Origin of the sequence: Pseudarthrobacter sp. NKDBFgelt (assembly GCF_046097905.1) — a bacterium.
Lineage (GTDB): Bacteria > Actinomycetota > Actinomycetes > Actinomycetales > Micrococcaceae > Arthrobacter > Arthrobacter polychromogenes.
This window is the reverse complement of sequence record NZ_JBJURL010000004.1, coordinates 72,163-97,022: the sequence shown is the minus strand read 5'-3', so window position 1 is coordinate 97,022 and position 24,860 is coordinate 72,163. Positions and strand designations below refer to the sequence as shown.

Below are 24,860 nucleotides of genomic sequence, written 5' to 3'. Positions count from 1 at the left end.
GCCCAGGCCCCGCACCGACCAGCCGTTGGCCTGCCAGGCCGCGGCGTCCAGTACGTTGCGCGCGTCCAGCACCACCCGCCGTCGTACCCGTGCTCCGGCAGCGGCGGGGCAGAGGCGGCGGTATTCATCCCATTCGGTAAGCAGCAGCACCAGCTCGGCACCCTCGAGCGCCCGTTCCGTTGACGCTTCGAACCGCAGGCGCGGGTAACGCCGCCAGGCGTTGTTTACTGCCTTGGGATCCGTGACGGTCACGTGCGCCCCGGCCGCCGCGAGCCGGTCGGCGACGTCCAGGGCGGGGGAGTCCCGGATGTCGTCGGTGTCCGGTTTGAAGGATGCACCCAGGACAGTGATGGAGCGGCCGGCAACGCTGCCGCCGGAAAGGTCCGCAGCCAGGGCAACGGTGCGTTCACGCTGGCCAAGGTTGACCGAATCCACCAGCCGCATCCAGTCGTCCAGGGCTGTGACCCCTGCATGGACGGCCTGTGTCCGGAAGCTGCGGATGTCCTTGGGGAGGCAGCCGCCGCCGAAACCCAGGCCGGCGTGCAGGTACCGCCCGCCGATGCGCGGGTCCATGCCCATGGCCTCGGCCAGCTCCGCCACGTCCGCTCCCGACGCGTCGCACAGCCCGGCCACCGCGTTGATGAAACTCACTTTGGTGGCAAGGTAGGCGTTCGCCGCCGACTTGATGAGCTCCGCCGTGGCGAAGTTGCAGACCAGGCGGGGAATGCCGGCCCGGAGAAGCGGTTCGTAGACGGCGTCCAGCGCCGCCGTGACGCCGAGCGGGGCGCCGCTGCGGGGATGGAACGCGCCTCCGCGCCCGCCGTCCACGCCGTACACCAGCCTGTCCGGCACCAGCGAGTCCTTCACCGCGGTCCCCTGGCGGAGGAACTCCGGGTTCCACGCCAGCAGCACGTCCGGCCGCCGGGCCAGGACGCCGCGCAGCATCTCCACCGTGCCCACGGGCACCGTGGATTTACCCACGACGACGGCGCCCGCGGCCAGGTGCGGAAGCAGCGTTTCGATGGCGGAGACCAGGAAGGTGAGGTCGGCGGCGTCGGACGTTTTGTCCTGCGGGGTGCCCACGCACAGGAAGTGGACCTGCGCGTCCTTCGCGCTGGAGGCGTCGGTGGAGAAGGTGAGCCGGCCGGTGATCCGCCCGTCCCGCAGGAGTTCGTCCAGTCCGGGTTCGTGGAACGGGGCGGCACCGCGTGCCAGCTGGTCCACTTTGCCGGGGTCGACGTCGATCCCCACCACGGTATGGCCCATGGAGGCGAGCGTGGCCGCATGGACGGCACCGAGGTAGCCGCAGCCGATCACCGAGACCTTCACTGCGCTGCCCCCGCACGAAAGCCCGTTGATGCCTTTGCCGGTTCGGCTGCAATGACTTGTTCGTAGTGCCGGACCAGCTCCCCGCACAGCGCTGGCCACGTCCTGTCCTGCACGGAAGCATGGGCTGCAGCAGCGAACGCCCGGCGTTTGGCGTCGTCGCCCATCAGGTCGAGCACGTGGCCGCGCAGGCCGGTCAGGTCGCCAGGTTCGTAGAGCCAGCCTGTCCGTGAGTTTTCCACCAGATCGAGCGGCCCGCCCCGGCCGGTGGCCACCACCGGCACACCCGATGCCATGGCCTCCTGGATGGTCTGGCAGAAGGTCTCGAACTCACCCGGGTGCACAAAGAGGTCGAAGGATGCGACGGCCCGGGCCAGTTCCTCGCCGCCCAGGAAGCCGGTAAAAAGGGCCTCTGGCAAGGCGTCTTGGAGGGCAGCCCGCTGAGGTCCGTCGCCAACAATCACAAGCCTGGTGTTGGGAATCCCGGCCAGGGCAGCCAGGTCCTCCACCTGCTTCTCCACGGCCAGCCGTCCCACGTAGCCGATGATCCGCTGCCCGCCGGGAGCCACGGAAGCCCGCCATCCGTCGTCGCGCTTTTCCGGCGAGAACCTTGCCGTGTCCACTCCCCGGCGCCACATCTGCACCCGTGGGATGCCGCGGCCGCGCAACTGGTTCAGCGCGAACGTGGACGGCACCAGGGTCCGGGTGGCGAGCAGATGGATGTTTTCAACCCGGTTCCAGGCCCAGTTCTCCAGGAACGGCACACCGTATCTCGCCGCATAGCTGGGGACTTCGGTCTGGTAAATGGCCACGCTGGGAATGCCCAGCTGGTGCGCCGCCTGTGCCGCCCGCCAGCCAAGGACGAAAGGCGAGGCGAGGTGGACAACGTCCGGTGCGTAGTCGGCAAGGATTCGCTTGACCCGGTACACACCGCCCATGGCCACCCTGACGTTTGCATAGCCGGCCAGCGGCACAGCCGGCAGCCGGAGGATCTCCGCGCCCCGGACACGTTCCGGCGCTTCCCCGTCCAGCGTGGAAGGCGCGATCACCAGGACGTCGTCGCCCCGGTTCTCGAGGTGTTCCAGCACGCGCAGGATGGAGTGCGTCACGCCGTTCATCAGCGGCAGGAATGATTCAGCAACAATTGCGATCCTCACCCCTCCACGGTGTGCGGGCGGCGTTGCCGTGCGGGGGATTGGATGTGACTGTGGGGGAAAAGCTGCATGAACAGCAGGACGCATCACTGAAAAAATTACTAAGTAGGCTTTGCATTTGATGCTAAGCATGCTTAGTGTAGGAGTGCAGCTAACGCAGAGCCTCAAGCAACGGGGCGGAGGCCAGTGCCGGGAACACCCGGTGCCGGGACATCCACATTGTTGGCAAAGCCCAGCGCAACGACACATCCAAGGAGACGTCATGCTCAACAGGGAAAACATCGAAAACCTGCTCACCAAGGGTGGCAACGTCATCGGTTCAGATGGCGAGAAGATCGGTTCCATCGGCCAGCTGTACGCGGACGACGACACCGGCGAGCCCACCTGGGTCACCGTCAAGACGGGCCTCTTTGGCACCTCGCAGTCCTTCATTCCCGTTGAGGGAGCACACAGCCAGGGCGACGACCTGGTGGTTCCTTACACGAAGGAGCACGTCAAGGACGCGCCGCGCGTCGATGTGGACGGCCACCTCACCCCCGAGGAGGAGGACCGCCTGTACACCTACTACGAGCGTGGTGCCCGCACCTACTCGGACACCCGTAACGACGACGTGGACACCCGGACGGATGTCGACTTCCAGGGCGATGCAGACCTGAACGCCGGCACCCCCACCGCCGGTGTGAGCGGCGACCGGGACCGCGACTTGGACCGGGACGCCACCGACCGCCACACCGTTGGCCATGACACCTCCGGCCCCACCACGGACGACGCTATGACTCGCTCCGAGGAAAAGCTCCATGTTGGCACCGAGCGCCAGGAGACCAGCCGTGCCCGGCTGCGGAAGTACGTCACCACGGAAAATGTCACCAAGACTGTGCCCGTGCAGCGTGAAGAGGTCCGCCTGGAGCGCGAGCCCATTACGGACGCCAACCGCGGCGAAGCCTTGGGCGGCCCGGACATCAGTGAAGAGGAGCACGAGGTGATCCTGCACGAGGAGCGCCCCGTCGTGGACAAGGAAACCGTTCCGGTGGAGCGGGTCCGCCTGGACAAGGACGTTGTCCAGGACGACGTCACGGTCAGCGAGGAAGTCCGCAAGGAGCACATTGACGCGGACGGCGTGGACCGCGACGCGCGCCGCTAAGCTTTACCGCTAACGTTTGAGAGCACCGCTGAGGCGCCCTCGAACGGACGGCCGCGGAGGCAAGCGCACAGCACACGACGCCGGGAGTCCACAGACGGGCTCCCGGCGTCGTTATGCATGCGGAACTTTCTTGAACGCTGGTGCAGTCCCCGCGTACGGCGGCAACTGCACCAGCCAGTAGGACGAATATCTTCAGAACTTAGGGTTCTTCTTCATTCGCGGCTCCTGTTTCCCGGTTTACGGATTCCGGGCTATAGCCTGCGGGCCGCCGTCCTGGAGAACAGCCAGCCGGCAACAATCATTACGACGCCCAGCACCAGATGTGCCCAATTGTCCATCATGTTCAGGGCCAGGAAGTTCGCCGCTGAATCTACTCCGACAATGAGCCCGAAGATGGCCAGGACGATGTACAGTGCGCCGGCCCCCAGGAGGAAGTTCCGTGCTCCGTGTTCTGTCCGGGACATGGCCCAGCCGGTGGCACCGATGGCCAGCTGCACGATGTTGAGCAGCATGGACACCTGGAACAGCCCCAGGAACATGGCGTGCGACGCCGGTCCGAGGAACATCAGTTCGCTGTATTGCGTGGTGACACCCGGGATGAAGCCCAGGACGCCGACCAGCATCAAAATAATTCCCACTCCCATGCCAGCGTTTTGGACGTCTGCCCGGCCAAAATGAACGCCGTGTGCATGTGGGGATGCGGTAGTCATTTCTTCCCTCCAATCCACTCGTTGTGGACAGTTAAATTTTACGGCGGACCACTACGAAAAGCGCCGGAACAGTGTGCGCCGGACTTTCCGCCGATCCGGCGGATGAGCCTGTCGTTCCCGGCCCGGACGCCCCTGCCGTGACACCATGGGGCACGATGAAAATGCGTGCTGACCAGACCGGAGACCGTGGCCTTCCCATGCCCTTGTGGCTGCAGGGTGCCCTCGAAACGGCGCAGGCAGCCATCATTTCCGCGCTGGTGGTGATTGCCCCGATCATCGCCGTGTGGGCCACTGCCGGCTTCCAGGACAGCTCCTTCGACGTCCTGGCCCGGCTGGCGGGTCAGTCCTGGCTGCTGGTCCATGGAGTTCCGCTGGAACTCAGCGCCGCGGGTTCCGACGCCGCCGGCAACGGGGAATCCGGCGTTCTGTCGCTGATTCCGCTGGGCCTTACCCTGCTGCCTTTCCTCCTTGCCTGGCGGGCCGGACGGCGCCTTGCCCGCGCTTCCTACACAGACCAGCTGTGGCAGGCATTGCTCGGCTCATGGGTTGTCTACGCCGCCTTCGGGACGGCCACCGGTTTCGTCTGCCGTACCCCGGATGTGGGCATCAATCCCTGGTTCGCCATGCTGATTCCGCTCATTCCCTACGCGCTTGGCATGGTGATCGGCGCGCGGCGGGAGGCCGGTTCCTGGAGCCGGCTCATCGGCGTCGACGCCGTGGACTGGATTTCCCGCACCAGCCAGCATTCGCGGTGGGCGGGCTCCTACCTTGCATCCGCCGGCAAGGCCGGTTTTGTGGCCACCGTTTCCGCGCTGGCCCTGGCTGGCGTGCTGCTGGCGGTGGACCTGTTCATCCACTGGAACCTGGTGGTTGCCGTCTATGAGGCGCTCGACGCCGGCGCCGTAGGGGGTGCCGCCCTGACCACCGCACAGCTCGGCTTCCTTCCCAACCTTGCGGTCTTCGCCTTGGCCTGGACGTCGGGGGCCGGCTTTGCCATGGGGGTCGGTTCGCAGGTGGGTCCCCTGGGAACCGCCGTCGGACCGCTGCCCTCCATCCCAGTGCTGGCCGCCATCCCTTCCGGGCCGCTGGACTACGCCTTTGTGGCCCTGATCGTCCCGGTGCTGGCGGGCGTGCTCGCCGGGTGGTGGTTCCTGCGCGAAGGTGAAAACCACTTCGATGAGTGGCTTTCCATCAAGGTCCGGGCCCGCTGGTTCACGGCAACAGTCTCCACCCTGGTGCTGGGGATCCTGGCCGGTCTGGCAGCCGGGGTCCTGTCCTTTGGCCTTGCCTGGCTGGCCCGCGGCTCGGCGGGAATCGGCCGCCTGACGGACATCGGCCCGGACCCGCTCTGGACTGCGGTGTGGCTGGCTGCGGAAGTGGCTGTCGGCGTCGTGATTGGTTACGCGGCCGGGCCGTGGCTGGAACGTGAGCAGGCGGCGTCGGACGAGGACGCGGAACTGGTTTCCCGGGCTTAGCAACAGCGCCGCTGCGCTGCCTGAGGGTGGCGCTGGCTAGGGGAGCTGCCGGGGCAGCGAGCTTTCCAGCTGGACCCGGCACGCCGACTGTGCCTGATCCGTGAGCGCCCGGCCCATGCATGCCTGGTACTGGCGCACTTCGTCGAAGAACACTGCGCTCACCAGGATCAGCAGCACCATGATGGCAGACACCACCAGGCCGGAGATGGTGCCGATCAGGACCAGCCTGGATTCCTTCAGCTTCGCGGCCCGCACCAGGAGGACAATGCCCAGGGCCACACTGGCCGCCGTGAGGATCCCGGTCAGCCAGAGGTAGTTGACGTCCAGCTGGTAGACAAAGAAGGAGCCGATCACGGAGATGACGAACATCCGGAACAGGGTATGGGTCTTGGACAGCGAGGCTTTGGCTGCCTCGCTGAGCGGCGGCCTGGTCCGCTGCTGCCCAGCCGGTTCGGGGGAGGTGTTCATGTTTTCCAGCCTACGCGAGCCTGCCCATAAGCTAGAGCCATGCGCATCGTAGTCCTCGTTTCCGGTACCGGGTCCAACCTCCAGGCTGTCATCGATGCCGTCAGGGCGGGGGAACTGGACGTGGAAATCGCGGCTGTGGGTGCGGACCGTCAGGGCACCTTCGGGGTGGAACGGTCCGCGGCCGCAGGCATCCCGACGTTCGTGGTTGACTTCAAGGCGTACCCGGACCGCGCTGCCTGGAATGCCGCACTGACCGGCGCCGTGGCCCGGTTCCAGCCCGATGTGGTGGTCTCCTCCGGGTTCATGCGCATCGTCAGCCCGGAGTTCATCGATGCCTTCAACGGCAAGTACCTGAACACCCACCCGGCACTGCTTCCGGCGTTCCCGGGCGCCCACGGGGTGCGGGATGCGATGGCTTACGGCGTTAAGGTCACCGGCTGCACCGTGCACTGGGCTGACGCCGGCGTGGACACCGGCCCCATCATCGCCCAGGAGGCCGTGGCCATCGAGGATTCCGACACCGAGGAAACCCTTCATGAGCGCATCAAAGTGGTGGAGCGCCGCCTGCTGGTGTCCACCCTGGCCTCCCTCGCCGCCGACCACCGCGCCGGCGCCTCGAACCTTCCCGCCTAACCCCTCCGCCCCACCCAACTAGGTAGCGCCAAGTGTCGTTTTCAGCCCTCATAACGACACTTAGCGCTACCTAGTTGGGCATCGGAGCGCAAGCCTGTGGATAACCTCTGCGGCATCCCGTCTTGGCTGCCACGATGGGCGGATGAAGGTACCGAGTCAACTGCCCGAGCAGCTTTCGTCATGCCCTTTCACTTTCCAAGAAGCGGTCGACGCCGGAATCAGCCGGCGGCGTCTACGTCACCAGGGCTTGCTCTGGCCAAGCCGTGGAGTCCGGGTGCCGGATGCCGCCAACGAACACCACCTTGCCCCGCGCATCCGTCCCTACACATTGGTGACGGACTGTGCTGCTGCTTCGCATGCCTCGGCCTTTCTCCTGTGGGGGTTCCCAGGTTCCTTCCGGGCAGTGATGAGCCCCTGCTGCACATTTCGCGGCCCGACACAGTTGCCATCATGCGCCGGCCCGGCGTGAAGGGACATCGCGGGCAGTTTTTCGCGGACGAGATCGTGAATCTTTCGGGATTGCTGGTCACGTCGCCGGTAAGGACCTGGTTGGACTGTTCACGCAAGATGAGCATCGAAGAGTTAACCGTTGTTGCTGATCATCTGCTGCGGGTCCCGCGGCCGGACCTCGAGGGCAGGTCGGAGCCGTATGCAACCCGGGAAGATCTCGAGGAAATGCTCGACAGGCACAAGGGGACGCCCGGAATCAGGAAGGCTCGGGTTGCCCTTGATCGTGCGCGGGTCGGATCGGATTCCGCCCCTGAAACCCGCCTGCGGCTGGCGTTGGAGGACGCAGGCCTGCCCGAACCTCTGCTGAACATGCCCACGGAACTGTATGCCGCCGTCGTACGCCACCCTGACCTGGGCTATCCGGAACAGAAGGTGGCGGTGGAGTACGACTTCGAGGGGCATTCCGAAGCTGCTCAGATCGTCCGCGATATTACCCGCGAAGAGGACTTTGTCCGTGCCGGTTGGCTGCTCGTGAGGATTTCAAAGCGGCACATGGAGAGGGACGCCCGGCCAGCGGTGGCCAAAGTCCGCTCATCGCTCCTGAGCCGGGGCTGGTCTCCCAGCGAGCAAAACTAGGTAGCGCTAAGTGTCGTTCCGAGGCGTCAAAACGACACTTAGCGCTACCTAGTTGGGTGGGGGAGGGGTGGCTACTCGAGGCGGCGCTGTTTGGTCTCCGGGGAGAAGAACGCCATCCACAGCACCGCAATCAGCACCAGCCCGCCGGCGAGGGCGAAGGACGTGGCCAGCCCCAGCTCGGGCCAGAAGTAGTTGGCGAAAATCAGCGGCCCGAAGCCGGCGCCCAGGCGGGAGAACGTGGACGCCCAGCCGAAGCCGGTGCCGCGCAGTTCGGTGGGGTAGAGCTCGGACACGTAGGCGTACAGCACCGGGATGGCCACCTGCACCACGAACCCGAACACCAGCAGCCAGAACACCGCCGCCGTGGGAATGTCCACCACGAAAGCCACGATCACCAGGGTCAGCGCGGACAACGGGCCGGTAATGGCCAGGATCCATTTGCGCCCAACCCGTTCCACCAGCAGGGCGGCCACAACCACACCCAAAAGCCCAACGGCCGCCATGGACGCCGTGGTGACGAATGCCTTGTACTCCGCGAACCCGGCGCCGATCAGGATCCTGGGCATCCAGGTCAGTGACAGGTAGTAGACCAGCAGGATGCTGAAAAACAGGGCCCAGGCGGTGGCAGTAATTTTCCAGTTGAACTGCCAGACCAGCCGCAACTGGTGCCAGGCGCTGCCGGCCGAGAGCCGCGGCACTTCCTTGGCATCGGGCAGGCTGTAGGCGCGGGGTTCCGCTCCGGTGGCGGCCACCAGCCCGTCGATCACCTTGGCCGCCTCCTCGCGCCGGCCCTTGCGGATCAGGAACAACGGGGACTCCGGAACGCTGCGCCGGACCCAGAACACCAGCAGGGCAGGCAGGACCATCACCAGCATGGTCAGCCGCCAGTCGCCGTACAGGGCCACAAGCCCGGCGGACACAAAGCCTGCCAGGGCTGCCCCCACCGGCCACCAGCCGTCCATCGCCGTGAGGACCTTGCCGCGCTGCTTGCGGGGGGTGAACTCACCCACCAGCGCGTAGTCCACCGGGATGCAGCCGCCCAGGCCGAACCCGGCCATGAAGCGGAACACGCAGAACCAGATGAAGTCGGGGGAGAAGGCGCCCAGCACGGTGAAGAGCGAAAAGATCAGCAGCGTGGCCGTGAAGGCCTTCTTGCGCCCGATGGTGTCGGCGATGGTGCCCCACACGAACGCGCCCACGGCCATGCCGATCAGGTTCGAGGTGCCCACCCAGGCCACCTCGCCCGGGGAGAGTGCCCAGTGGGTTGAGAGCAAAGGGATGAGGATGCCGTTGAGGGTCACATCCCAGGCATCGAACATGAAGCCGAGGCCGCCGATCAAAAAGATCTTGCCCTGGACTTTCCATCGCCAGGGCAGTTCCTGGACCACCTGTTCGCCGCTCGGCACAGTGGTGTAAGTATTCATCGCAGCCTCCTGGGAAAACTTTAGCCGGGCCCACGGGGGTTCACACTCCGGCCGACTCGCGGGGCAACCACCGCTTCGGGATAAACTGGGCCGTATCCCCACCAACCGCGGCACTGTTCCGCGACATAAGACGGAGACATTTGTGAGCTTCACGCAGCATGAGCGCGTATCCATCGACCGTGTTCCCATCCGCCGGGCACTGATCTCGGTTTACGACAAGACCGGTCTGGAGGAGCTCGCGCAGGGCCTGCATGCAGCCGGAGTGAAGCTCGTGTCCACCGGTTCCACGGCCAAGAAGATTGCCGCCGCAGGCATCCCTGTCCAGGAAGTCGAGGAAGTCACAGGTTCCCCGGAGATGCTGGACGGCCGGGTCAAGACCCTGCACCCGCGCGTGCACGGCGGCATACTGGCGGACCGCCGCGTGGCAGCCCACATGGACACACTCACCCAGATGGAGATCGAACCCTTCGACCTCGTGGTGGTGAACCTCTACCCGTTCGTGGAAACCGTCAAGTCCGGCGCTGGCCAGGACGACGTCGTCGAGCAGATCGACATCGGAGGCCCCGCCATGGTGCGCTCCGCAGCGAAGAACCACGCCGCCGTCGCCATTGTGGTGGACCCCGCCTTCTACGGCCAGGTGGTCACCGCGGCCGCTGAGGGCGGCTTTGATTTGAAGACACGACGCCGGCTGGCCGCCAAGGCGTTCGCCCACACGGCCTCCTACGACAACGCCGTGGCCACCTGGACCGCGAGCCAGTTCCTCGACGAGGACGGCGACGGCGTCATCGACTGGCCCGCCTACGCCGGCCTGTCCCTGGAGCGCTCCGAGGTGCTGCGCTACGGCGAGAACCCGCACCAGCAGGCTGCCCTGTACGCGGACAAGGCGGCCCCGGTGGGCATCGCCCAGGCTGACCAGCTGCACGGCAAGGCCATGAGCTACAACAACTTTGTCGACGCGGACGCTGCCCTGCGCGCCGCCTACGATTTCAGCGAGCCGGCGGTGGCCATCATCAAGCACGCCAACCCCTGCGGCGTCGCTGTGGGTTCCGCAGATGCTGCGGATCCCATCGCCGACGCCCACGCCAAGGCCCACTCCTGCGATCCCGTCTCGGCATTCGGCGGCGTCATCGCAGCCAACCGCACCGTGACGGCGGGCATGGCCAACACGGTCAAGGACATCTTCACCGAGGTTGTCATCGCCCCGGGGTTCGAGCCTGAGGCCGTGGAGATCCTGTCCAAGAAGAAGAACATCCGCCTGCTCGCCCTGCCGGAAGGCTACGGCCGCTACCCCACGGAGTTCCGCCAGGTCTCCGGCGGCATGCTGGTCCAGGTCAGCGACAAGGTGGACGCCGACGGCGACAACCCCGCCAACTGGACCCTGGCTGCGGGTGAAGCCGCGGACGAGAAGACGCTCGCGGACCTCGCCTTCGCCTGGACCGCCTGCCGCGCCGCAAAGTCCAACGCTATCCTCCTCGCCTCGAACGGCGCCGCCGTGGGCATTGGCATGGGCCAGGTCAACCGCCTGGACTCCTGCCGGCTGGCCGTGGAGCGGGCCAACACCCTCGGCGTGACGGTGGAGTCCGACAGTGCCAGTGGGGGCGATGCCCCCGGCGGTGCCTCCAACACCAGCGCGAGCGGCGCACCTGCCCGCGCCCGCGGCGCCGTTGCAGCCTCCGACGCGTTCTTCCCGTTCGCTGACGGCCTGCAGATCCTGATCGACGCCGGGGTCCGCGCCGTGGTCCAGCCCGGCGGTTCCGTGCGGGATGAGGAAGTCATCGCCGCGGCCAACGCCGCCGGCGTCACCATGTACTTCACCGGGGCACGCCACTTCTTCCACTAATCCCCACCGGCACCGATTGCTCCGTACCTGCCGTTTTCGCATCCGATAACGGCAGTTACGGAGCAATCGATGAGTTAACGACGACGGCGCCCGCCCCCTGCGAAGGGGACGGGCGCCGTTGTTGTTTCCAGGCTTTGTCTATTCAGAAGATCCGGACGCCGTTTCACCAGCGTCCGCGCCCCTCTGCTTGAGGCGCGGACCCTCCTCCGGAAGCCGCAGCTCCCGGGGCTTGGCCTCCGCCATCCGTTCCGTCGTCCAGTACTCGAGGATCTCCTCGTGCGTCTGGCCCAGTTCGGCGTGGCTGACGGGGTCCTGGCCGGACGGGATCTCCTTAGGAGGCTGCTGCACTGGCGTAGGTCTGCTGAATGACGGATCCCCAGTACGGGCCGTACATCACAGCGGAGCGGTTGTAGCCGTAGCTGTTGACGGAGTTCTGGACGCCCGCGGAGCTGGTGCCGATGAACCACGGGCCGCCGGAGGAACCGCCAGTCATGTCGCAGGGGATGCCCTGGGTTTCAAACTTCGGGTTGTTGGGATCGTTCGTGGCCGTTCCGGTGCAGCTCTTGAGGGTTTGGCCGTTGAAGGGCGATGCTGCGGGGTAGCCGAAGGACTTGTAGGTGAGGCCGCGCGCCTCGTTGAACGCCACGCCGGATCCGCCCACGACGTCCGTGAGGGTCTGGCCGTTCAGCGTGTTCATGACGGCAAAGCCGGTGTCGTAGGCCATGTCCCCGTTGGCGCTCCATTGGGTGGGGGCGTGGAGGGATTTGGCGGTCCACTTGCCGTAGGGCTCGGCGCCGTTCTCGTAGGCCGGCACAAAGGCGAAGTTGGTGGCGAAAGCTCCCGGCCCCTCGTTGAGGCAGTGGCCCGCCGTGGAGACGGTGCTTTCATTGGCGGAGGTCACGGCGTTGCCCGAGCAGACGTAGTTCGAGCCAGCCAGGGTGAAGAAGACCTTGCCGATGTGCTTTACCGGCGCCTCGCTCTGCGCGATGGTGGGCTTGCCCTTGGTGGCCTTGACCTCAGACTTCTTGCCCTTTTCCACCAGCCCTGCGCTTGAGCGGTTGCCCCGTTCCAGGGCTTTGCCCGCCAGGACGTCACCGGGGATGGCGGTCTGCATCCGGTCGGCCGTCCAGTAGTCGGCCACGCCCGCGGCATCCACGACAGTGCTGGTGACGGAGGGGTTTGCCTTGTCCTTCGCCGGAGCAGCGGTGGCTCCGCCGGCGGAGGTGAGTGCCAGAACGGCAGCGGCTGAGAGGCTCAGGAAGCCGGTAGCCAGAGACCTGGTGCGAGTCATTATTGTCCTGTCGTAACGGGGAGATGGCCCCGGTAGGGGCGAAGTGACCCTGCGAATTTATCGCCATATGACAAGTTTGTAAATAGTAGTGACGTATCATGTATGGCCGTCAGCGGCCTGCCGGGATGCCAAGGTGAGGAAAGCGCGACGGCGGATGGGCGCCCCAGGTGCGTGCCGGCGTCGTCCGTTCTCCATCGCTGTAATCCTGCCCGGGCCGGGGTAACGCGGCAGTCCCGGTAGGGGTGAAATCCCTGTGCTCGGGTAAGTTGTACATGGTGAAATAGACCGAATTTTCACAACCAAGCCGACCCACAGGGAGACGCCCGCGCATGTCCAAGATTATCTACACCCACACCGACGAAGCGCCGATGCTGGCTACCTATTCGTTCCTGCCCATCATCGAGGCGTTCGCCTCGACAGCAGGTGTGGAGGTGGAGACCCGCGACATTTCGCTCGCCGGCCGCATCATCGCCGTCTTCGGTGACTACCTGACCCCCGAGCAGCAGATCGGTGACGCCCTTGCTGAACTCGGTGAGCTGGCAAAGACGCCGGAAGCGAACATCATCAAGCTGCCCAACATCAGCGCTTCCATCCCGCAGCTGAAGGCCGCCATTGCCGAGCTGCAGGAACAGGGCTACGCCCTCCCGGACTACCCGGACAACCCCTCCTCGGACGAGGAGACGGCCATCCGCTCGCGCTACGACAAGATCAAGGGCTCCGCCGTGAACCCGGTCCTGCGTGAAGGCAACTCGGACCGCCGCGCACCGCTGTCCGTCAAGAACTACGCACGCCAGAACCCGCACTCCATGGGCGCCTGGACTGCCGACTCGAAGACCAACGTGGCCACCATGGGCCAGGACGACTTCCGTTCCAACGAGAAGTCCGTGGTTGTGGAGTCCGAGGGCACCATCGCCATCCAGCTGGTCCGCGAGGACGGCTCGGTCAAGGTCCTGAAGAAGGCCTTCCCTGTCCTGGCCGGTGAGGTCATCGACGGCACCGTGATGCGCGCCGCCGCCCTGGACGAATTCCTGAAGGCGCAGGTTGCCCGCGCCAAGGAAGAGGGCGTGCTGTTCTCCGCCCACCTCAAGGCCACCATGATGAAGGTCTCGGACCCCATCATCTTCGGCCACGTGGTCAAGGCCTACTTCTCCGAACTGTTCGAGACCTACGGCAAGCAGCTCTCCGCCGCCGGCATCAGCCCCAACAACGGCCTGGCCGCCATCCTGAGCAGCCTCGAGGACCTGCCCGAGGACGTGCGCGAAGGCGTGCAGAACCTGATCAAGAAGGGCCTCGAAGATGGTCCCTCGCTGGCCATGGTGGACTCGGACAAGGGCATCACCACCCTGAACGTCCCCAGCGACGTGATCGTGGACGCCTCCATGCCCGCCATGATCCGCAGCTCCGGCCACATGTGGGGCCCGGACGGCAAGGAAGCCGACACCCTGGCCGTCCTGCCGGACAGCTCCTACGCCGGCATCTACCAGGTGGTCATCGATGACTGCCGTGCCAACGGCGCCTACGATCCCACCACCATGGGCACCGTGCCGAACGTGGGCCTCATGGCGCAGGCCGCCGAAGAATACGGCAGCCACGACAAGACGTTCGAAATCCAGGAAGCCGGAACGGTCCAGATCGTTGACGGCTCCGGGAACGTCCTGGTTGAACACCAGGTTTCCGAGGGCGACATCTGGCGCGCCTGCCAGACCAAGGACCTGCCCATCCGCGACTGGGTCAAGCTGGCCGTGACCCGCGCCCGCGCCTCAAAGACTCCGGCCGTGTTCTGGCTGGATGAGGAACGCGCCCACGACGCCAACCTCATCGCCAAGGTCAACGAGTACCTGAAAGAGCACGACACCGAGGGCCTGGACATCCAGATCATGTCCCCGGTCAAGGCGATCGCTTTCACCCTGGACCGCATCCGCAAGGGGGAGGACACCATCTCGGTGTCCGGCAACGTGCTCCGCGACTACCTCACGGACCTGTTCCCCATCCTCGAGCTGGGCACCAGCGCCAAGATGCTCTCCGTTGTTCCGCTGATGAACGGCGGCGGCCTGTTCGAAACCGGCGCCGGCGGGTCTGCCCCCAAGCACGTCCAGCAGCTGCTCAAGGAAAACCACCTGCGCTGGGACAGCCTGGGCGAGTTCCTGGCCCTGGCTGTCAGCTTCGAGCACCTGGCCACCACCACCAACAACGCCCGCGCGCAGGTCTTGGCCGACACCCTGGACCGCGCCACCGGGACGTTCCTGCTGGAGAACAAGTCGCCAAGCCGCCGTGCCGGCGAGCTGGACAACCGCGGCAGCCACTACTTCCTGGCCCGCTACTGGGCTGAGGAACTGGCCAAGCAGACGGACGACGCCGACCTGGCGGCCTCCTTCAGCTCCATCGCCGGAGAGCTTTCCGCCAAGGAAGAGGCGATCGTCGGCGAGCTGGCTGAGGTCCAGGGCTCGCCGGTGGACATCGGCGGCTACTACCGCCCGGACGATGCCAAGGCAACTGCGGTGATGCGTCCTTCGGCAACACTTAACAAGGTCATTGCAACCCTGAGCTAGGACTGCAGCAAAGCGGCGTTCCGGATGTCCGGAACGCCGCTTTGTGTTTTCAGGGTAGGCGCAGAGCTTGTGGCCGCAGGAATCGTTGCTAGGGTACTAAGTACGCTTAGTATATCGGTTTGCGCCGATGACTGCTGACGTTGCCGATCCTGAGGAGAAAAAATCGTGCCAGAAGACAGCAACATCCAGATTCCCGGCGTCCCCGCCAGCGAACCTGCCAGCCTCCAGGAACCTACCACCCCACGCGAGCCGCTGCCTCCGAAGCCGGACCAGCAGGCCCCTGAGGCTGTGTCGCCGACGGGAAGCCCCACCGGCGCGCCGGCTACTGCCCGTGCCCAGTCCGGCCAGTACCTGACCACCGCGCAGGGGCTTCGCCTTGGCGATACGGACCACTCGCTGAAGGCAGGTTCCCGCGGACCCATCCTGCTGCAGGACCATCACCTGCGCGAAAAGATCACCCACTTTGACCATGAGCGCATTCCCGAGCGTGTGGTTCACGCCCGCGGGGCGGGAGCCCACGGTGTGTTCCGCTCCTACGGGACCGCGTCCAACATCACCCGTGCGGGCTTCCTGGCCAAGGACGTGGAGACGCCCGTCTTTGTCCGTTTCTCAACCGTGCTCGGCTCCCGCGGCTCCGCGGACACGGTCCGCGACACCCGCGGCTTCTCCACCAAGTTCTACACGGACGAGGGCACGTATGACCTCGTCGGCAACAACATCCCGGTCTTCTTCATCCAGGACGGCATCAAGTTCCCGGACATCGTCCATGCCGCGAAGCCGCACCCGGACCGGGAGATCCCGCAGGCCCAGAGCGCCCATGACACCTTCTGGGACTTCGTTTCCCTGCACACCGAGGCGCAGGCCCACACCATGTGGAACATGTCCGATCGCGGCATCCCGCGTTCGTTCCGGACCATGGAAGGCTTCGGCGTGCACACGTTCAGGTTTGTGAACGCCGAGGGCAGGACCACCCTGGTGAAGTTCCACTGGAAGCCGAAGCAGGGTGTCCACTCGCTGGTGTGGGAAGAAGCCCAGATCATCAATGGCATGGATCCTGACTTCCACCGCCGGGACCTGGCGGACGCGATCGAGGCAGGCGCCTTCCCTGAGTGGGAACTCGGCGTCCAGACCTTCCCCGACACTGAAGACCAGATGTTCGAAGGCATCGACCTGCTGGATCCCACCAAGTTCGTCCCCGAGGAACTGGCCCCCGTCCAGCCCATCGGCATCATGACTCTCAACGCCAACCCGACCAACTACTTCGCTGAAACCGAGCAGGTGGCCTTCCACCCCGGCCATCTGGTGCCCGGCATCGACGTCACGAATGATCCGCTGCTGCAGGTGCGGCTGTTCTCCTACCTGGACACCCAGATCTCCAGGCTGGGCGGGCCGAACTTCGCCCAGATCCCCATCAACCGGCCGCAGGCCCCGGTGAACGACATGCTGCGCGACGGCATGCACCAGCAGGCGGTCCATGGCGGAGCGGCCCCTTACCGCCCCAACTCGCTTGACGGCGGCTGCCCGTTCCTGGCTGGCCAGGACGTGGGGGCTTTTATCGACGTGCCGGAGGAACTGGCCGCATCCATCAAGGAGCGGAAGAACCCGGCGTCCTTTGACGACCACTTCAGCCAGGCACGGCTCTTCTTCCGCAGCCTCAGCCCGGTGGAGCGGGACCACGTCATCCAGGCCTACACGTTCGAACTGGGCAAGTGCTACGAGAAGTCCATCCGCGAACGCCAGCTCGCGGCCCTGGCCAACGTGGACGCGGAGCTGTGTGCCGCCGTCGCCAAGGGTCTGGGCCTTCCCGCACCGGAGGCAACAGAACAGGTAGCGGACTCAGACCCCAGCCCCGCGCTGTCCCAGATAGGCGGGACCTGGCCGGTCGCCGGCAGGGTTGTGGGCATCCTTGCCGACGCGGACAGCGACCTGGCAGCCGTGAATGCGGCACGGAAGGCGCTGGATGCGGAAGGCATCGTCCCGCTGGTCATCGCCCCGGCGGGTGGCTTCCTTGGACCCGAGAACGACGGCGGGGTCCCCGTCCAGCGGACCTACCTTACCGCACGTTCCACCGAGTTCGACGCCGTCATCGTTGCGGCGGCCGCCGCGCCGGCTCCCGATGCCGCGCCCGGACTGGATGCCAAGGCCGGCGCTCCCGGCGGCGCCTCCGACCCGCGGGCAGCGCTGCTGCTCACGGAAGCGTACCGGCACGCTAAGGCAATCGGTACCTGGGATTCCGGCGCCGAAGCCCTGGCCGCAGCGGGCATTCCGCAGGACACCCCGGGCATCGTGTCCGCGAGCGACGCCGAGTCACTGGTCTCTAAGCTGACGGCCCTGCTGGCAGCCCACAGGGTGTGGGAGCGGTTCCCGGCATCACCGGCCCAATCCTGAACGGGCGTGGCCGCTGACGCAGCAGCCGGCTGACGCCTCATTGGCTGACACGGGCACCGCCCGGTAAGGCCATTTTCCGGAGGGGAGCGCCGCCGTCGTCATGACGGGGTGCTCCCTTCCGCATGTGGCGTCAGTCGTTGCCTTTGCGCTTGCCCTCGTTGTCCTTCTTGTCGTTGTCCTTCTCGCCTTCCGGCGCTGGCGCAGGGGCTGGCGCGGGGACCGGGACCTCGACGGCTGGCGGGGGAGTGGCCGCTGCGGCCTGTTCCTCAGCGATCCGTGCCTCTTCGGCTGCCTTGTTCGCCGCCGCCTTCTCCGCCGCTGCGATCGCTTCGTTAAGGTCTGCACGGACGGCCGTAGCGATCGTGGTGATGCTCCGGCGTCGTTCCTCCGAAATCTGGCCTGCAGACTGCGCCGCTTCCAGTTCGGCTTCAAGCCCCTCCAACGCCCGCAAGGCGGCGGCGGGGTCGTTCTCCGACGACGCCTGGGTCACCTCGAGGACGCGTGCCTGAAGCTGCCGTGCCGCCTCGCGCTCGAGGCCGGCCTCCGTTGTGCCGCAGCCGCTCAGCAGCGCGGCCGCCACGAAGGCACCGGAGCATGCGAGCACGGACGCGCGTCCACCGGCAAAGCTCAGCCTCACGGTTCCACGCTCTTCTGAAGTTCCTCAAGGTGCTCGCCCAGGACACCCGTCACCGTGGGGTAAGGCACGACGTCGGGCGGCGACTGGGCTGACAGGGTCATCAGCGCTGCAGCCACCGCGGCCGCCACCACCACGAGGGCCAGGACCGCCGCGAGCCAGAACCGCTTTGTCCGCTTCTTGCTGTCCTTCGCCCGGTCCTGGTTGAGGGCTTCGTGCGCGGTTCCCGGAACTTGCCCAACAGCGAGGGAAGCATTCGGGCCTGCCGCTTCCCGCAGCTCATCTACGGATTCCTCGGCGGTGATGGACGGCGGGTGGAAGGGCATCGCGGGCAGCACCCTGGTGGTCTCCGGGGCAAGTTCACCCGGCGTGGATGCGGGTGAAACCAACGCCTGCCGCAAGGCCGTTTCGATGTCCGCGGCGGCGGGCCGTTCGAGTGGTTCGATGGCGGTCATGGACCGGATGAGGTCAGCCCATTCGGCGGGCAGGTCCTCGGGGATTTCCGGTGCGCGGTGCAGGCGCGCCACCGCAGATTCCACCGCGCTGCCAGGGTATTCCACGGTGCCTTTGATGCATTCGAGCAGCACCAGGCCGAGGGAGTAGATGTCCGTGGAGGGGCCGAGTGGCTTGCCGAGCGCCTGCTCGGGACTGAGATAGGCAGCTGTGCCCACCATGGTTCCCGTTGCGGTCAACCGGGTTGCGTCCACGATCCGGGCGATGCCAAAGTCCGTGAGCTTGGGCCGCAGCGGTTCACCGGGGCGGATCTGGACCAGCAGGATATTGCCGGGCTTGATGTCACGGTGGATAACGCCGAGGCCGTGGACGTACGCCAGGGCGTCGGCGATGCCGGCACCGATGACCGCCAGTTCCTCCAGCGGTACGGTGCTGTGCCGGATCCGGGCACGCAGGTCCTGTCCCTCCACGAGTTCCATGGTCAGGAAGGGCCTTGGCTCGTCAGGGATGCGGGTATCGATCCCGGCGTCGAACAGCGTCACCAGGCCGGGGTGGTTCAGGGTTGCCAGAAGCTGGATCTCCGCTTCCTGGCGCTTGAGTTCATCGGCGTCCGGGGCTTGGGGAGCGAAGAGCTTGAGTGCCACGTCGCGGCCCAGATTTTCGTCCCGGGCACAGTAGACCGACGACATACCGCCGCGGCCAATCACCTCACCCAACCGGTAACGTCCGCCGACCACTTCATTCTTGATGGAGCTAGGCGATTCCGCCACCATGACCCGTTCCTCCCGGTGCGCTGCGGCACTGTCGTACCTCAAATTATACGGGCGGTGGAGTAAAGGGACGATTCACCCGGGGCCGCCGAGCTGCCGCACACCGGTGGTCCGGCGGCAAAGGTGTGCTTTCGCCGCCGGACCACCGTTCACAAGGACATGTGTGCTGAATACATGTTGTACGTGGTCTTGGTGTGGTGTTTTGCGGACCTCCTTTCCTTCAGCCCGCTCCGTTGCAGCCGCTTCAGGCGCGTGGTGCAGGCACTGTCAGCAGGTGGCCGGCGCTACGACAGCTTCCGCTTACGAAGCATCAGGAGTCCTGCCACCAGAAGCAGGAGGGCGAGGGGCGCCAGGGAGGCATCCACACCCGTGTTTGCCAAAGCAGTGGCCCCTTGGGCCGGGGTGCTGCCGGTGCCGCTGCTTGCACGGGTGTCCACAGCAATGGCACCGCCAACTGCGGTGGATCCTGCGGCAGGTGCTGTGGAGACTCCGTCGGTCAGGGCGCCAGTGCCACTTCCGTTGCCCGGGGTGCCCGTAGTCCCCGTGGTTCCGTTGTCAGCGCCGGGATCCGTGGCCCCTGGGTCAACAGTGCCGACACCGTCCGTGGTGCCGTTACCCGGGTCGGTGGTGCCGGGGTTGTCGGTTCCCGGTGTTCCCGTTCCCGGGTTTTCGGCGTCGGTAGTGCGGGTTCCACCGATGATGAGGTCAACGTTGGAATCGATAATCGCGCCGCTGCCGCCGGTGGTGCTGTTACCGCCAATCGTGAGGTCAACGTTGGCGTCGGCGAGTTCACCGTTGCCGCCGGTAGTGCTGTTGCCGCCGATGGTGAGGTCGATGTTGGCGTCGGCGAGTTCACCGGTGGTGCCGGTGTTTCCGCCGATCGTGGCATCGACGTTGGCGTCGATAAGTTCACCGTTGCCGGTGGTGCCAATGCCGCCGATGGTGAGGTCGGCGTTGGCATCCACGAGTTCCCCGGTGGTGCCGGTGCCGGTGCCGCCGACGATGGCATCGATATTGGCGTCCACGAGTTCGCCGGTTGTGCCGGTGTTGTTGCCGCCGATGGTGAGGTTGACGTTGGTGTCGACGAGGTCGCCGCTGGTGCCGGTGCCGCCAATGGTGGCGTCGATGTTGGCATCTACGAGTTCGCCGGTGGTGCCGGTGCCGCCAATGGTGGCATCGGCGGCGACGACGACCGCCGCGGCGAGGCCGGTGGCGTCCGTTGTCGCGCCGGTGGCACCTCCAAGCGCAACGTCGGCTGCGACGGCAGCGTCAGCTGAAACGGACGGCGTTGGGTCACCCAGCTGGCCCAACGACGTCGAGTCAACGGACGCCGCCGCCGAGATGAGGGCGGATGCGGAAAGGTCCGATCCACTGGTGGTGTCCGCGGCATTTGCCGCAGTGCAACTGAGGGCTAGGAGCCCGCCTGCAAAGAGGGTGCCGAGCATTCCCCGGCGGAGGTTCGAGTTCATGGTGATGTCTCCTGAAAAGTTGAGTACAGGCTGCTCAGCAGCAACCCGGATGGCCGTTTTCTGCCGCAAGGGCAGGCGGGCGTCAACTAGTCAGGAGATGAACCGGGGTCGAAAGACACCGGTGCGGGGGCATGCTCGGAGAACTCGCCGGCAAGGACACCACCGGTGGTAGGAAGGTTGAGGTCAAAGGGGCTTAGCCATGCCGCCGCCCCGGAGGAAGCGGCAGAAGTTGTGCTGCTTCCCGTGGCGGAGCCAGGGGCGGGAGGAGCCTGGGCAGGGGCGGTCGATGGGTCTGCCGCCCCCGGCTGCCCCTCGCTGACATTGGGTACCAAAACCGCAGTTTGAAGTGCCACGTAAGTGGTGGCTACGTCCACCGGACCCGCTGCGGGGGTGCCGGTTCCTGGGACCTCAAAAATGCCGGTGGAGGCTGGTTCAGCCGATGCCGCAGGTGCCGTCGCCACAGCCACGCTGGTTGGAGCAAGGGCCTGTATCGCGCCGGGCACGGCTGCAGACGGCGCCATATCATCAGGAACTGCCACGGGGGGCTCAGGAAGTCCTGGCCCGGCGGATACCAGGTCTTCAACGGGCTGCAGGGCCGGCTCGAGGACCGGAAGTATTTCGGTCACAGGTTGAATAACAGCTTCCACTGCTTCCGTCACCGCCATGTCTACGGATTCGGCGACTGGAACAGCTACGACGGACACCGTTCCCGCAGGGATGACGTTGTTTACGAAAGGTACCGACGAAACAATCTGGTCCGCAAGCCCGGAAACCTCTCCCGCCAGGGGCTGCAGCAGCCCAGTCGACGAGTCCGGCGCCGGTGCTGAGGCGGCGGGTGCGGGATCAGCAAGACTGGCTACGGAAAGGGGCAGCTCTTCCGCCACCGAAGATACTGAACCGGTGACGCCCCCCAACAGGGAAGTTGCATCCTGCAGCGTGTCTGCCGAAGCAGCTGACGCCGAAAAGGTCAGCCAGGTGAGGGTGGCGGCGCCTGCAAGGAACACAGGACGAAGGGCACGCCACGGCGAGCGACTACCAGCCATGCGTACCACCCCCAGTACTGATGCATTCGACGATGGCTACAGCCTAAGACCGAATGTTGCAGGAAGTCTAGGGCCTGCTCAAACAACTCGACAAAACTGAAAACTTCACATCTCAGGAATAACAGAGCCGCCGGAACTGGTCATACGTGACGTTGGAGCGAAGCTTCCCGGTGCGAGGCTCAGTGCCGGTCGTTCGGATAGCTGACACCGAGCTGCGCACGGACGCCATCAAAGAGCCGCATTGTATTCAGGGTGTCCTCCAGCGGCATCACCGGGCTTTCCGTTAGGCCCTGCTGGATGCAGCGGGTTACTTCGCGCAGCTCGTACACGTATCCTCGGCCCACCGATTCAAAGGCTTCGGTCCTGCGGGAGTCCCAGCCTGTTGATACCGTCAGTTCACCGGGATTATTAATGGAGCCCACGCTTTGAAGGAAGCCAAGGCTTCCGGCCACTGTGGCGGTCCGGGGACCATGCGCCAGCAGCGAGGACGTAAGCTGCACCTGCGCCCCGTGGTTGTATCCCAACGTCAGCGCGTTCTGGGCGTCCACACCGTCGTCATTGATGAACCCGGTGGCACTCACGGTCTGCGGAAAGCCGAGAGTGCCCAGCGCCCACAGGAGTGGGTAAACCGAAAGATCCAGCAGCGCGCCGCCGCCGTCCTTTCTGGCCCACAGCCTGGCGGTAGGGGAGTAGGGGGCCGGGAAACCAAGGTCTGCCGTGACCCAATAAATGTCGCCGAGCTCGCCGGACGCGGCAATCTCGAACGCCCGCTGCATGCTCGGCAGGAAACGGCTCCACACCGCTTCCATGAGGAACAGGTTGCGGCTCCTGGCAACGTCGATGAGCTCGGACGCTTCCCGGGCGTTAATGGTGAAGGCCTTTTCGCACAGGACGTGCTTGCCGGCGTTGAGCGCGGCGAGGACGATTTCGTGGTGCTGGGCATGGGGCGTCGCCACGTAGACGACGTCCACGTGCTCGTCCGCGAGCAGCCGCTGGTAGCCGGGCACGCCGCCGTCGTCACCGTAAGCCTTCGCGAAGTCGTAGGCCACCGCAAAGGCATCCGCCGTGTCCTGGCCGCGTGAACTGACGGCAGACAGCTCGGCGTCCGCCAGCAGGGCCAGGTCCTGCGACACCGAGCGGGCGATACCGCCCGTGGCGATGATCCCCCAGCGCAGGGGAGAACCGGTAGCGGAACGGGGGTCCTGGTCGGACTGGCTGGACAGCCACGGCTTGGCGATGGGGGCACTCATGGTGACCATCCTCTCATTGAGGTGAGCGAGGGTTCAGTTATGACCTGCAGTAAGTGCAAGAGCGTCGGTTAACTCTTGGAAATGCATGGCAGCTGGTTGTGACAAACCCTTGACAGCATTGTCGCGGGGCACGTAAGAATAGAGAACCGCCGCTAGAAACCGCTTTCTTACGCGGTAACTACCTTCCCACGATCCGCACCCACCTAGGCATGTGGTCTGTTTGGCATGCCGGAAAAAAGGCCAATGACGTCCACAACACACAACAGAAGTCCACAGGTCCGGACCAGGTTCCGCCTCGGAGCCGGAGTAGCCGCTTCCGGATCAGCTCTTGCGCTGGCAGCGGGGCTGGCAGTGGCCGCACCGGCAGCCGCCGGTATGGCGCCCGCAAGCCCGGCACGGACCGGAGGAGGCATTATCCGGGCCGATGACGCGGCACCCACGGGCTGGGCCGCCGTCGGAAGTGGTACGAACGGCGGCGCCGGCGCCCCCGCCGAAAGCCGCTACGAAGTCAACACCCTGGCCGGACTTAAGGCTGCGCTGGCAAACAACGGCGACCCCAAGGCTCCCAAGATCGTCTACGTCAACGGGACCATCGACGGCAACCAGGCGCCCGATGGCCGAATCCTGGGGGAGCAGGACTACGCCCCGGGGTATGACATCAACAAGTACATTTCCTGCTTTGGGCCGGAGGGAAAGGTCTGGAGCGACCAGACCTATGAATACTGCAAGAAGCAGAGGCAGCTCCGGCAGACCGGCAGCAACAACATGAAGCGGCAGATCGAAGTAAGTCTGCCCAGCAACACCACCCTGATTGGACTCGGCGCCGACTCAGGTTTCGTTGGCGCCAACATCGTAATCCTCAGTGCCACCAATGTGGTGATGCGCAACCTCAGCGTGGAAGCGCCCGTGGACTTCTTCAGCACCTGGTCCCCTGACGACGGTGATGGCGCCTGGAACGCGAGGTTCGATGCAGTCTCTTCCGTTACCTCCGACCATCTATGGATAGACCATGTCCGGCTGACCGATGGGAGGTTCCCCGACAGCGAGGCACCGATCGGGCCTAACGGGAAGCCGGCCAACCGGCACGACGGCCTTTTGGACCTCAAGGACGGCACCGACTACGTGACCGTCTCCAACAGCAAGCTGTACAACCATGACAAGACCATGCTGCTCGGGTCAGGTGACGAACATGTGGACAAGGACGGCGGGAAACTCCGCGTCAGCTACATCGGCAACCACCTCGAAAATATCCAGCAACGCGGTCCGCGGGTGCGGTTCGGGAAAGTCCATGTGCTGAACAACTACTTTGTGGCCAGCACAGAACACCCGCAGTACCCTATGATCAGCGAGGGCCAGGGTGGTAACAGCTACTTCCTGGGTGCAGGCTACGAGTCGCGGATTTTCTCCGAGCGCAACGCCTTCGTCTACACCGGACCCGGGGCTGACGAATCAATCATGGTGAGCAGCTACAACGGACACCGTTTCAAGGACATCGGGTCCTGGTTCAACGGTGAGGAGGCTGACCTCAATGCCGTGGCGCAGGCATCCTTCGAGCAGAACCGCGCGGAGGCCCTGGCGGAGGCGGAGTTCAACGGAGAGCCTGCCCCGGACTGGACGGGCTGGGACTTCAGCACCGACGTCGGCTGGGACCCTGCGGATGCATACAACTACAAGGCATTCGCAACGCCCCAGGCGGTGCGGAACCACGCGCTGCACTTCACGGGTCCGGGGGTCCTCACCGTTAAGCAGTAGAACG

20 protein-coding genes are annotated in these 24,860 nt (G+C 65.5%); 8 read left to right on the top strand and 12 right to left on the bottom strand.

The window, feature by feature from the left end:
* A partial coding sequence (locus ACKAE7_RS02180; protein ID WP_408978398.1) for a UDP-glucose dehydrogenase family protein occupies nt 1-1,329 on the bottom strand: 1,329 nt, incomplete at its 3' end.
* On the bottom strand, nt 1,326-2,483 hold the full coding sequence (locus ACKAE7_RS02175; RefSeq protein WP_408978397.1) for a glycosyltransferase family 4 protein: 1,158 nt from the start codon (nt 2,481-2,483) through the stop codon (nt 1,326-1,328). The genes ACKAE7_RS02180 and ACKAE7_RS02175, both read right to left, overlap by 4 nt.
* A 259-nt stretch (nt 2,484-2,742) precedes the next feature.
* Here ACKAE7_RS02175 and ACKAE7_RS02170 point away from each other — a divergent pair, with 259 nt between their 5' ends.
* Nucleotides 2,743-3,621, top strand: a complete 879-nt coding sequence (locus tag ACKAE7_RS02170; RefSeq protein WP_188809139.1) for a DUF2382 domain-containing protein — start codon at nt 2,743-2,745, stop codon at nt 3,619-3,621.
* Nucleotides 3,622-3,872: 251 nt separating this feature from the next.
* Here the strand turns inward: ACKAE7_RS02170 and ACKAE7_RS02165 are convergent, their stop codons facing one another.
* Nucleotides 3,873-4,331 (bottom strand): DUF4383 domain-containing protein, encoded by a 459-nt coding sequence (locus ACKAE7_RS02165; RefSeq protein WP_188809140.1) that lies wholly within the window; start codon nt 4,329-4,331, stop codon nt 3,873-3,875.
* A gap of 155 nt (nt 4,332-4,486) precedes the next feature.
* On the opposite strand from ACKAE7_RS02165, the gene ACKAE7_RS02160 reads away from it, so the two are divergent.
* A complete protein-coding gene (locus ACKAE7_RS02160) occupies nt 4,487-5,806 on the top strand; it encodes a DUF6350 family protein (RefSeq protein ID WP_408978396.1) in 1,320 nt (439 codons plus the stop codon).
* 36 nt (nt 5,807-5,842) lie between these two features.
* On the opposite strand, the gene ACKAE7_RS02155 is transcribed toward ACKAE7_RS02160, so the two are convergent.
* A complete protein-coding gene (locus ACKAE7_RS02155; RefSeq protein ID WP_188809142.1) occupies nt 5,843-6,274 on the bottom strand; it encodes a hypothetical protein in 432 nt (143 codons plus the stop codon).
* 39 nt (nt 6,275-6,313) lie between these two features.
* Here ACKAE7_RS02155 and purN point away from each other — a divergent pair, with 39 nt between their 5' ends.
* Both purN and ACKAE7_RS02145 read left to right on the top strand, forming a co-directional pair.
* Nucleotides 6,314-6,907: a phosphoribosylglycinamide formyltransferase gene (purN, locus tag ACKAE7_RS02150; protein WP_190610876.1), complete on the top strand. Its 594-nt coding sequence runs from the start codon at nt 6,314-6,316 to the stop codon at nt 6,905-6,907.
* 567 nt (nt 6,908-7,474) lie between these two features.
* Nucleotides 7,475-7,993: a hypothetical protein gene (locus ACKAE7_RS02145; protein ID WP_408978395.1), complete on the top strand. Its 519-nt coding sequence runs from the start codon at nt 7,475-7,477 to the stop codon at nt 7,991-7,993.
* 71 nt (nt 7,994-8,064) lie between these two features.
* Here the strand turns inward: ACKAE7_RS02145 and ACKAE7_RS02140 are convergent, their stop codons facing one another.
* Nucleotides 8,065-9,417, bottom strand: coding sequence for an MFS transporter (locus ACKAE7_RS02140; RefSeq protein ID WP_104185440.1), 1,353 nt, complete (start codon nt 9,415-9,417; stop codon nt 8,065-8,067).
* 142 nt (nt 9,418-9,559) lie between these two features.
* Here ACKAE7_RS02140 and purH point away from each other — a divergent pair, with 142 nt between their 5' ends.
* Entirely contained in the window at nt 9,560-11,257 is a 1,698-nt protein-coding gene (gene purH / locus ACKAE7_RS02135; RefSeq protein WP_191034313.1) for a bifunctional phosphoribosylaminoimidazolecarboxamide formyltransferase/IMP cyclohydrolase, read from the top strand.
* A gap of 138 nt (nt 11,258-11,395) precedes the next feature.
* On the opposite strand, the gene ACKAE7_RS02130 is transcribed toward purH, so the two are convergent.
* Both ACKAE7_RS02130 and ACKAE7_RS02125 read right to left on the bottom strand, forming a co-directional pair.
* Nucleotides 11,396-11,605 (bottom strand): hypothetical protein, encoded by a 210-nt coding sequence (locus ACKAE7_RS02130; protein ID WP_191034312.1) that lies wholly within the window; start codon nt 11,603-11,605, stop codon nt 11,396-11,398.
* A complete protein-coding gene (locus tag ACKAE7_RS02125; protein WP_191034311.1) occupies nt 11,589-12,548 on the bottom strand; it encodes a hypothetical protein in 960 nt (319 codons plus the stop codon). The genes ACKAE7_RS02130 and ACKAE7_RS02125 overlap by 17 nt, the downstream gene beginning before the upstream one ends.
* Nucleotides 12,549-12,877: 329 nt before the next feature.
* Here ACKAE7_RS02125 and ACKAE7_RS02120 point away from each other — a divergent pair, with 329 nt between their 5' ends.
* Together ACKAE7_RS02120 and ACKAE7_RS02115 are read left to right on the top strand one after the other, a co-directional pair.
* Nucleotides 12,878-15,097: an NADP-dependent isocitrate dehydrogenase gene (locus tag ACKAE7_RS02120; protein WP_188809148.1), complete on the top strand. Its 2,220-nt coding sequence runs from the start codon at nt 12,878-12,880 to the stop codon at nt 15,095-15,097.
* Nucleotides 15,098-15,262: 165 nt separating this feature from the next.
* Nucleotides 15,263-17,485 carry a catalase gene (locus ACKAE7_RS02115; RefSeq protein WP_408978394.1) on the top strand — a complete coding sequence of 741 codons (2,223 nt, stop codon included), beginning with the start codon at nt 15,263-15,265 and terminating at the stop codon, nt 17,483-17,485.
* Between the two features lie 130 nt (nt 17,486-17,615).
* Here ACKAE7_RS02115 and ACKAE7_RS02110 read toward each other — a convergent pair whose 3' ends face one another.
* The 5 genes from ACKAE7_RS02110 to ACKAE7_RS02090 all read right to left on the bottom strand — a co-directional run bounded on the left by ACKAE7_RS02110 (nt 17,616) and on the right by ACKAE7_RS02090 (nt 23,104).
* The gene (locus ACKAE7_RS02110; RefSeq protein WP_408978393.1) at nt 17,616-18,122 is read right to left on the bottom strand and encodes a hypothetical protein; all 507 of its coding nucleotides are present in this window, start codon (nt 18,120-18,122) and stop codon (nt 17,616-17,618) included.
* The gene (locus ACKAE7_RS02105; protein WP_188730445.1) at nt 18,119-19,345 is read right to left on the bottom strand and encodes a serine/threonine-protein kinase; all 1,227 of its coding nucleotides are present in this window, start codon (nt 19,343-19,345) and stop codon (nt 18,119-18,121) included. The genes ACKAE7_RS02110 and ACKAE7_RS02105 overlap by 4 nt, the downstream gene beginning before the upstream one ends.
* A 281-nt stretch (nt 19,346-19,626) precedes the next feature.
* A complete protein-coding gene (locus ACKAE7_RS02100) occupies nt 19,627-20,811 on the bottom strand; it encodes a hypothetical protein (RefSeq protein ID WP_408978392.1) in 1,185 nt (394 codons plus the stop codon).
* Between the two features lie 86 nt (nt 20,812-20,897).
* Nucleotides 20,898-21,854 (bottom strand): hypothetical protein, encoded by a 957-nt coding sequence (locus ACKAE7_RS02095; protein WP_408978391.1) that lies wholly within the window; start codon nt 21,852-21,854, stop codon nt 20,898-20,900.
* Between the two features lie 179 nt (nt 21,855-22,033).
* A complete protein-coding gene (locus ACKAE7_RS02090) occupies nt 22,034-23,104 on the bottom strand; it encodes a Gfo/Idh/MocA family protein (protein ID WP_408978390.1) in 1,071 nt (356 codons plus the stop codon).
* A 243-nt stretch (nt 23,105-23,347) separates the two neighbouring features.
* Between ACKAE7_RS02090 and ACKAE7_RS02085 the strand changes: the two genes are divergently transcribed.
* A complete protein-coding gene (locus ACKAE7_RS02085; RefSeq protein WP_408978389.1) occupies nt 23,348-24,856 on the top strand; it encodes a polysaccharide lyase family 1 protein in 1,509 nt (502 codons plus the stop codon).
* Nucleotides 24,857-24,860: the final 4 nt, after the last annotated feature.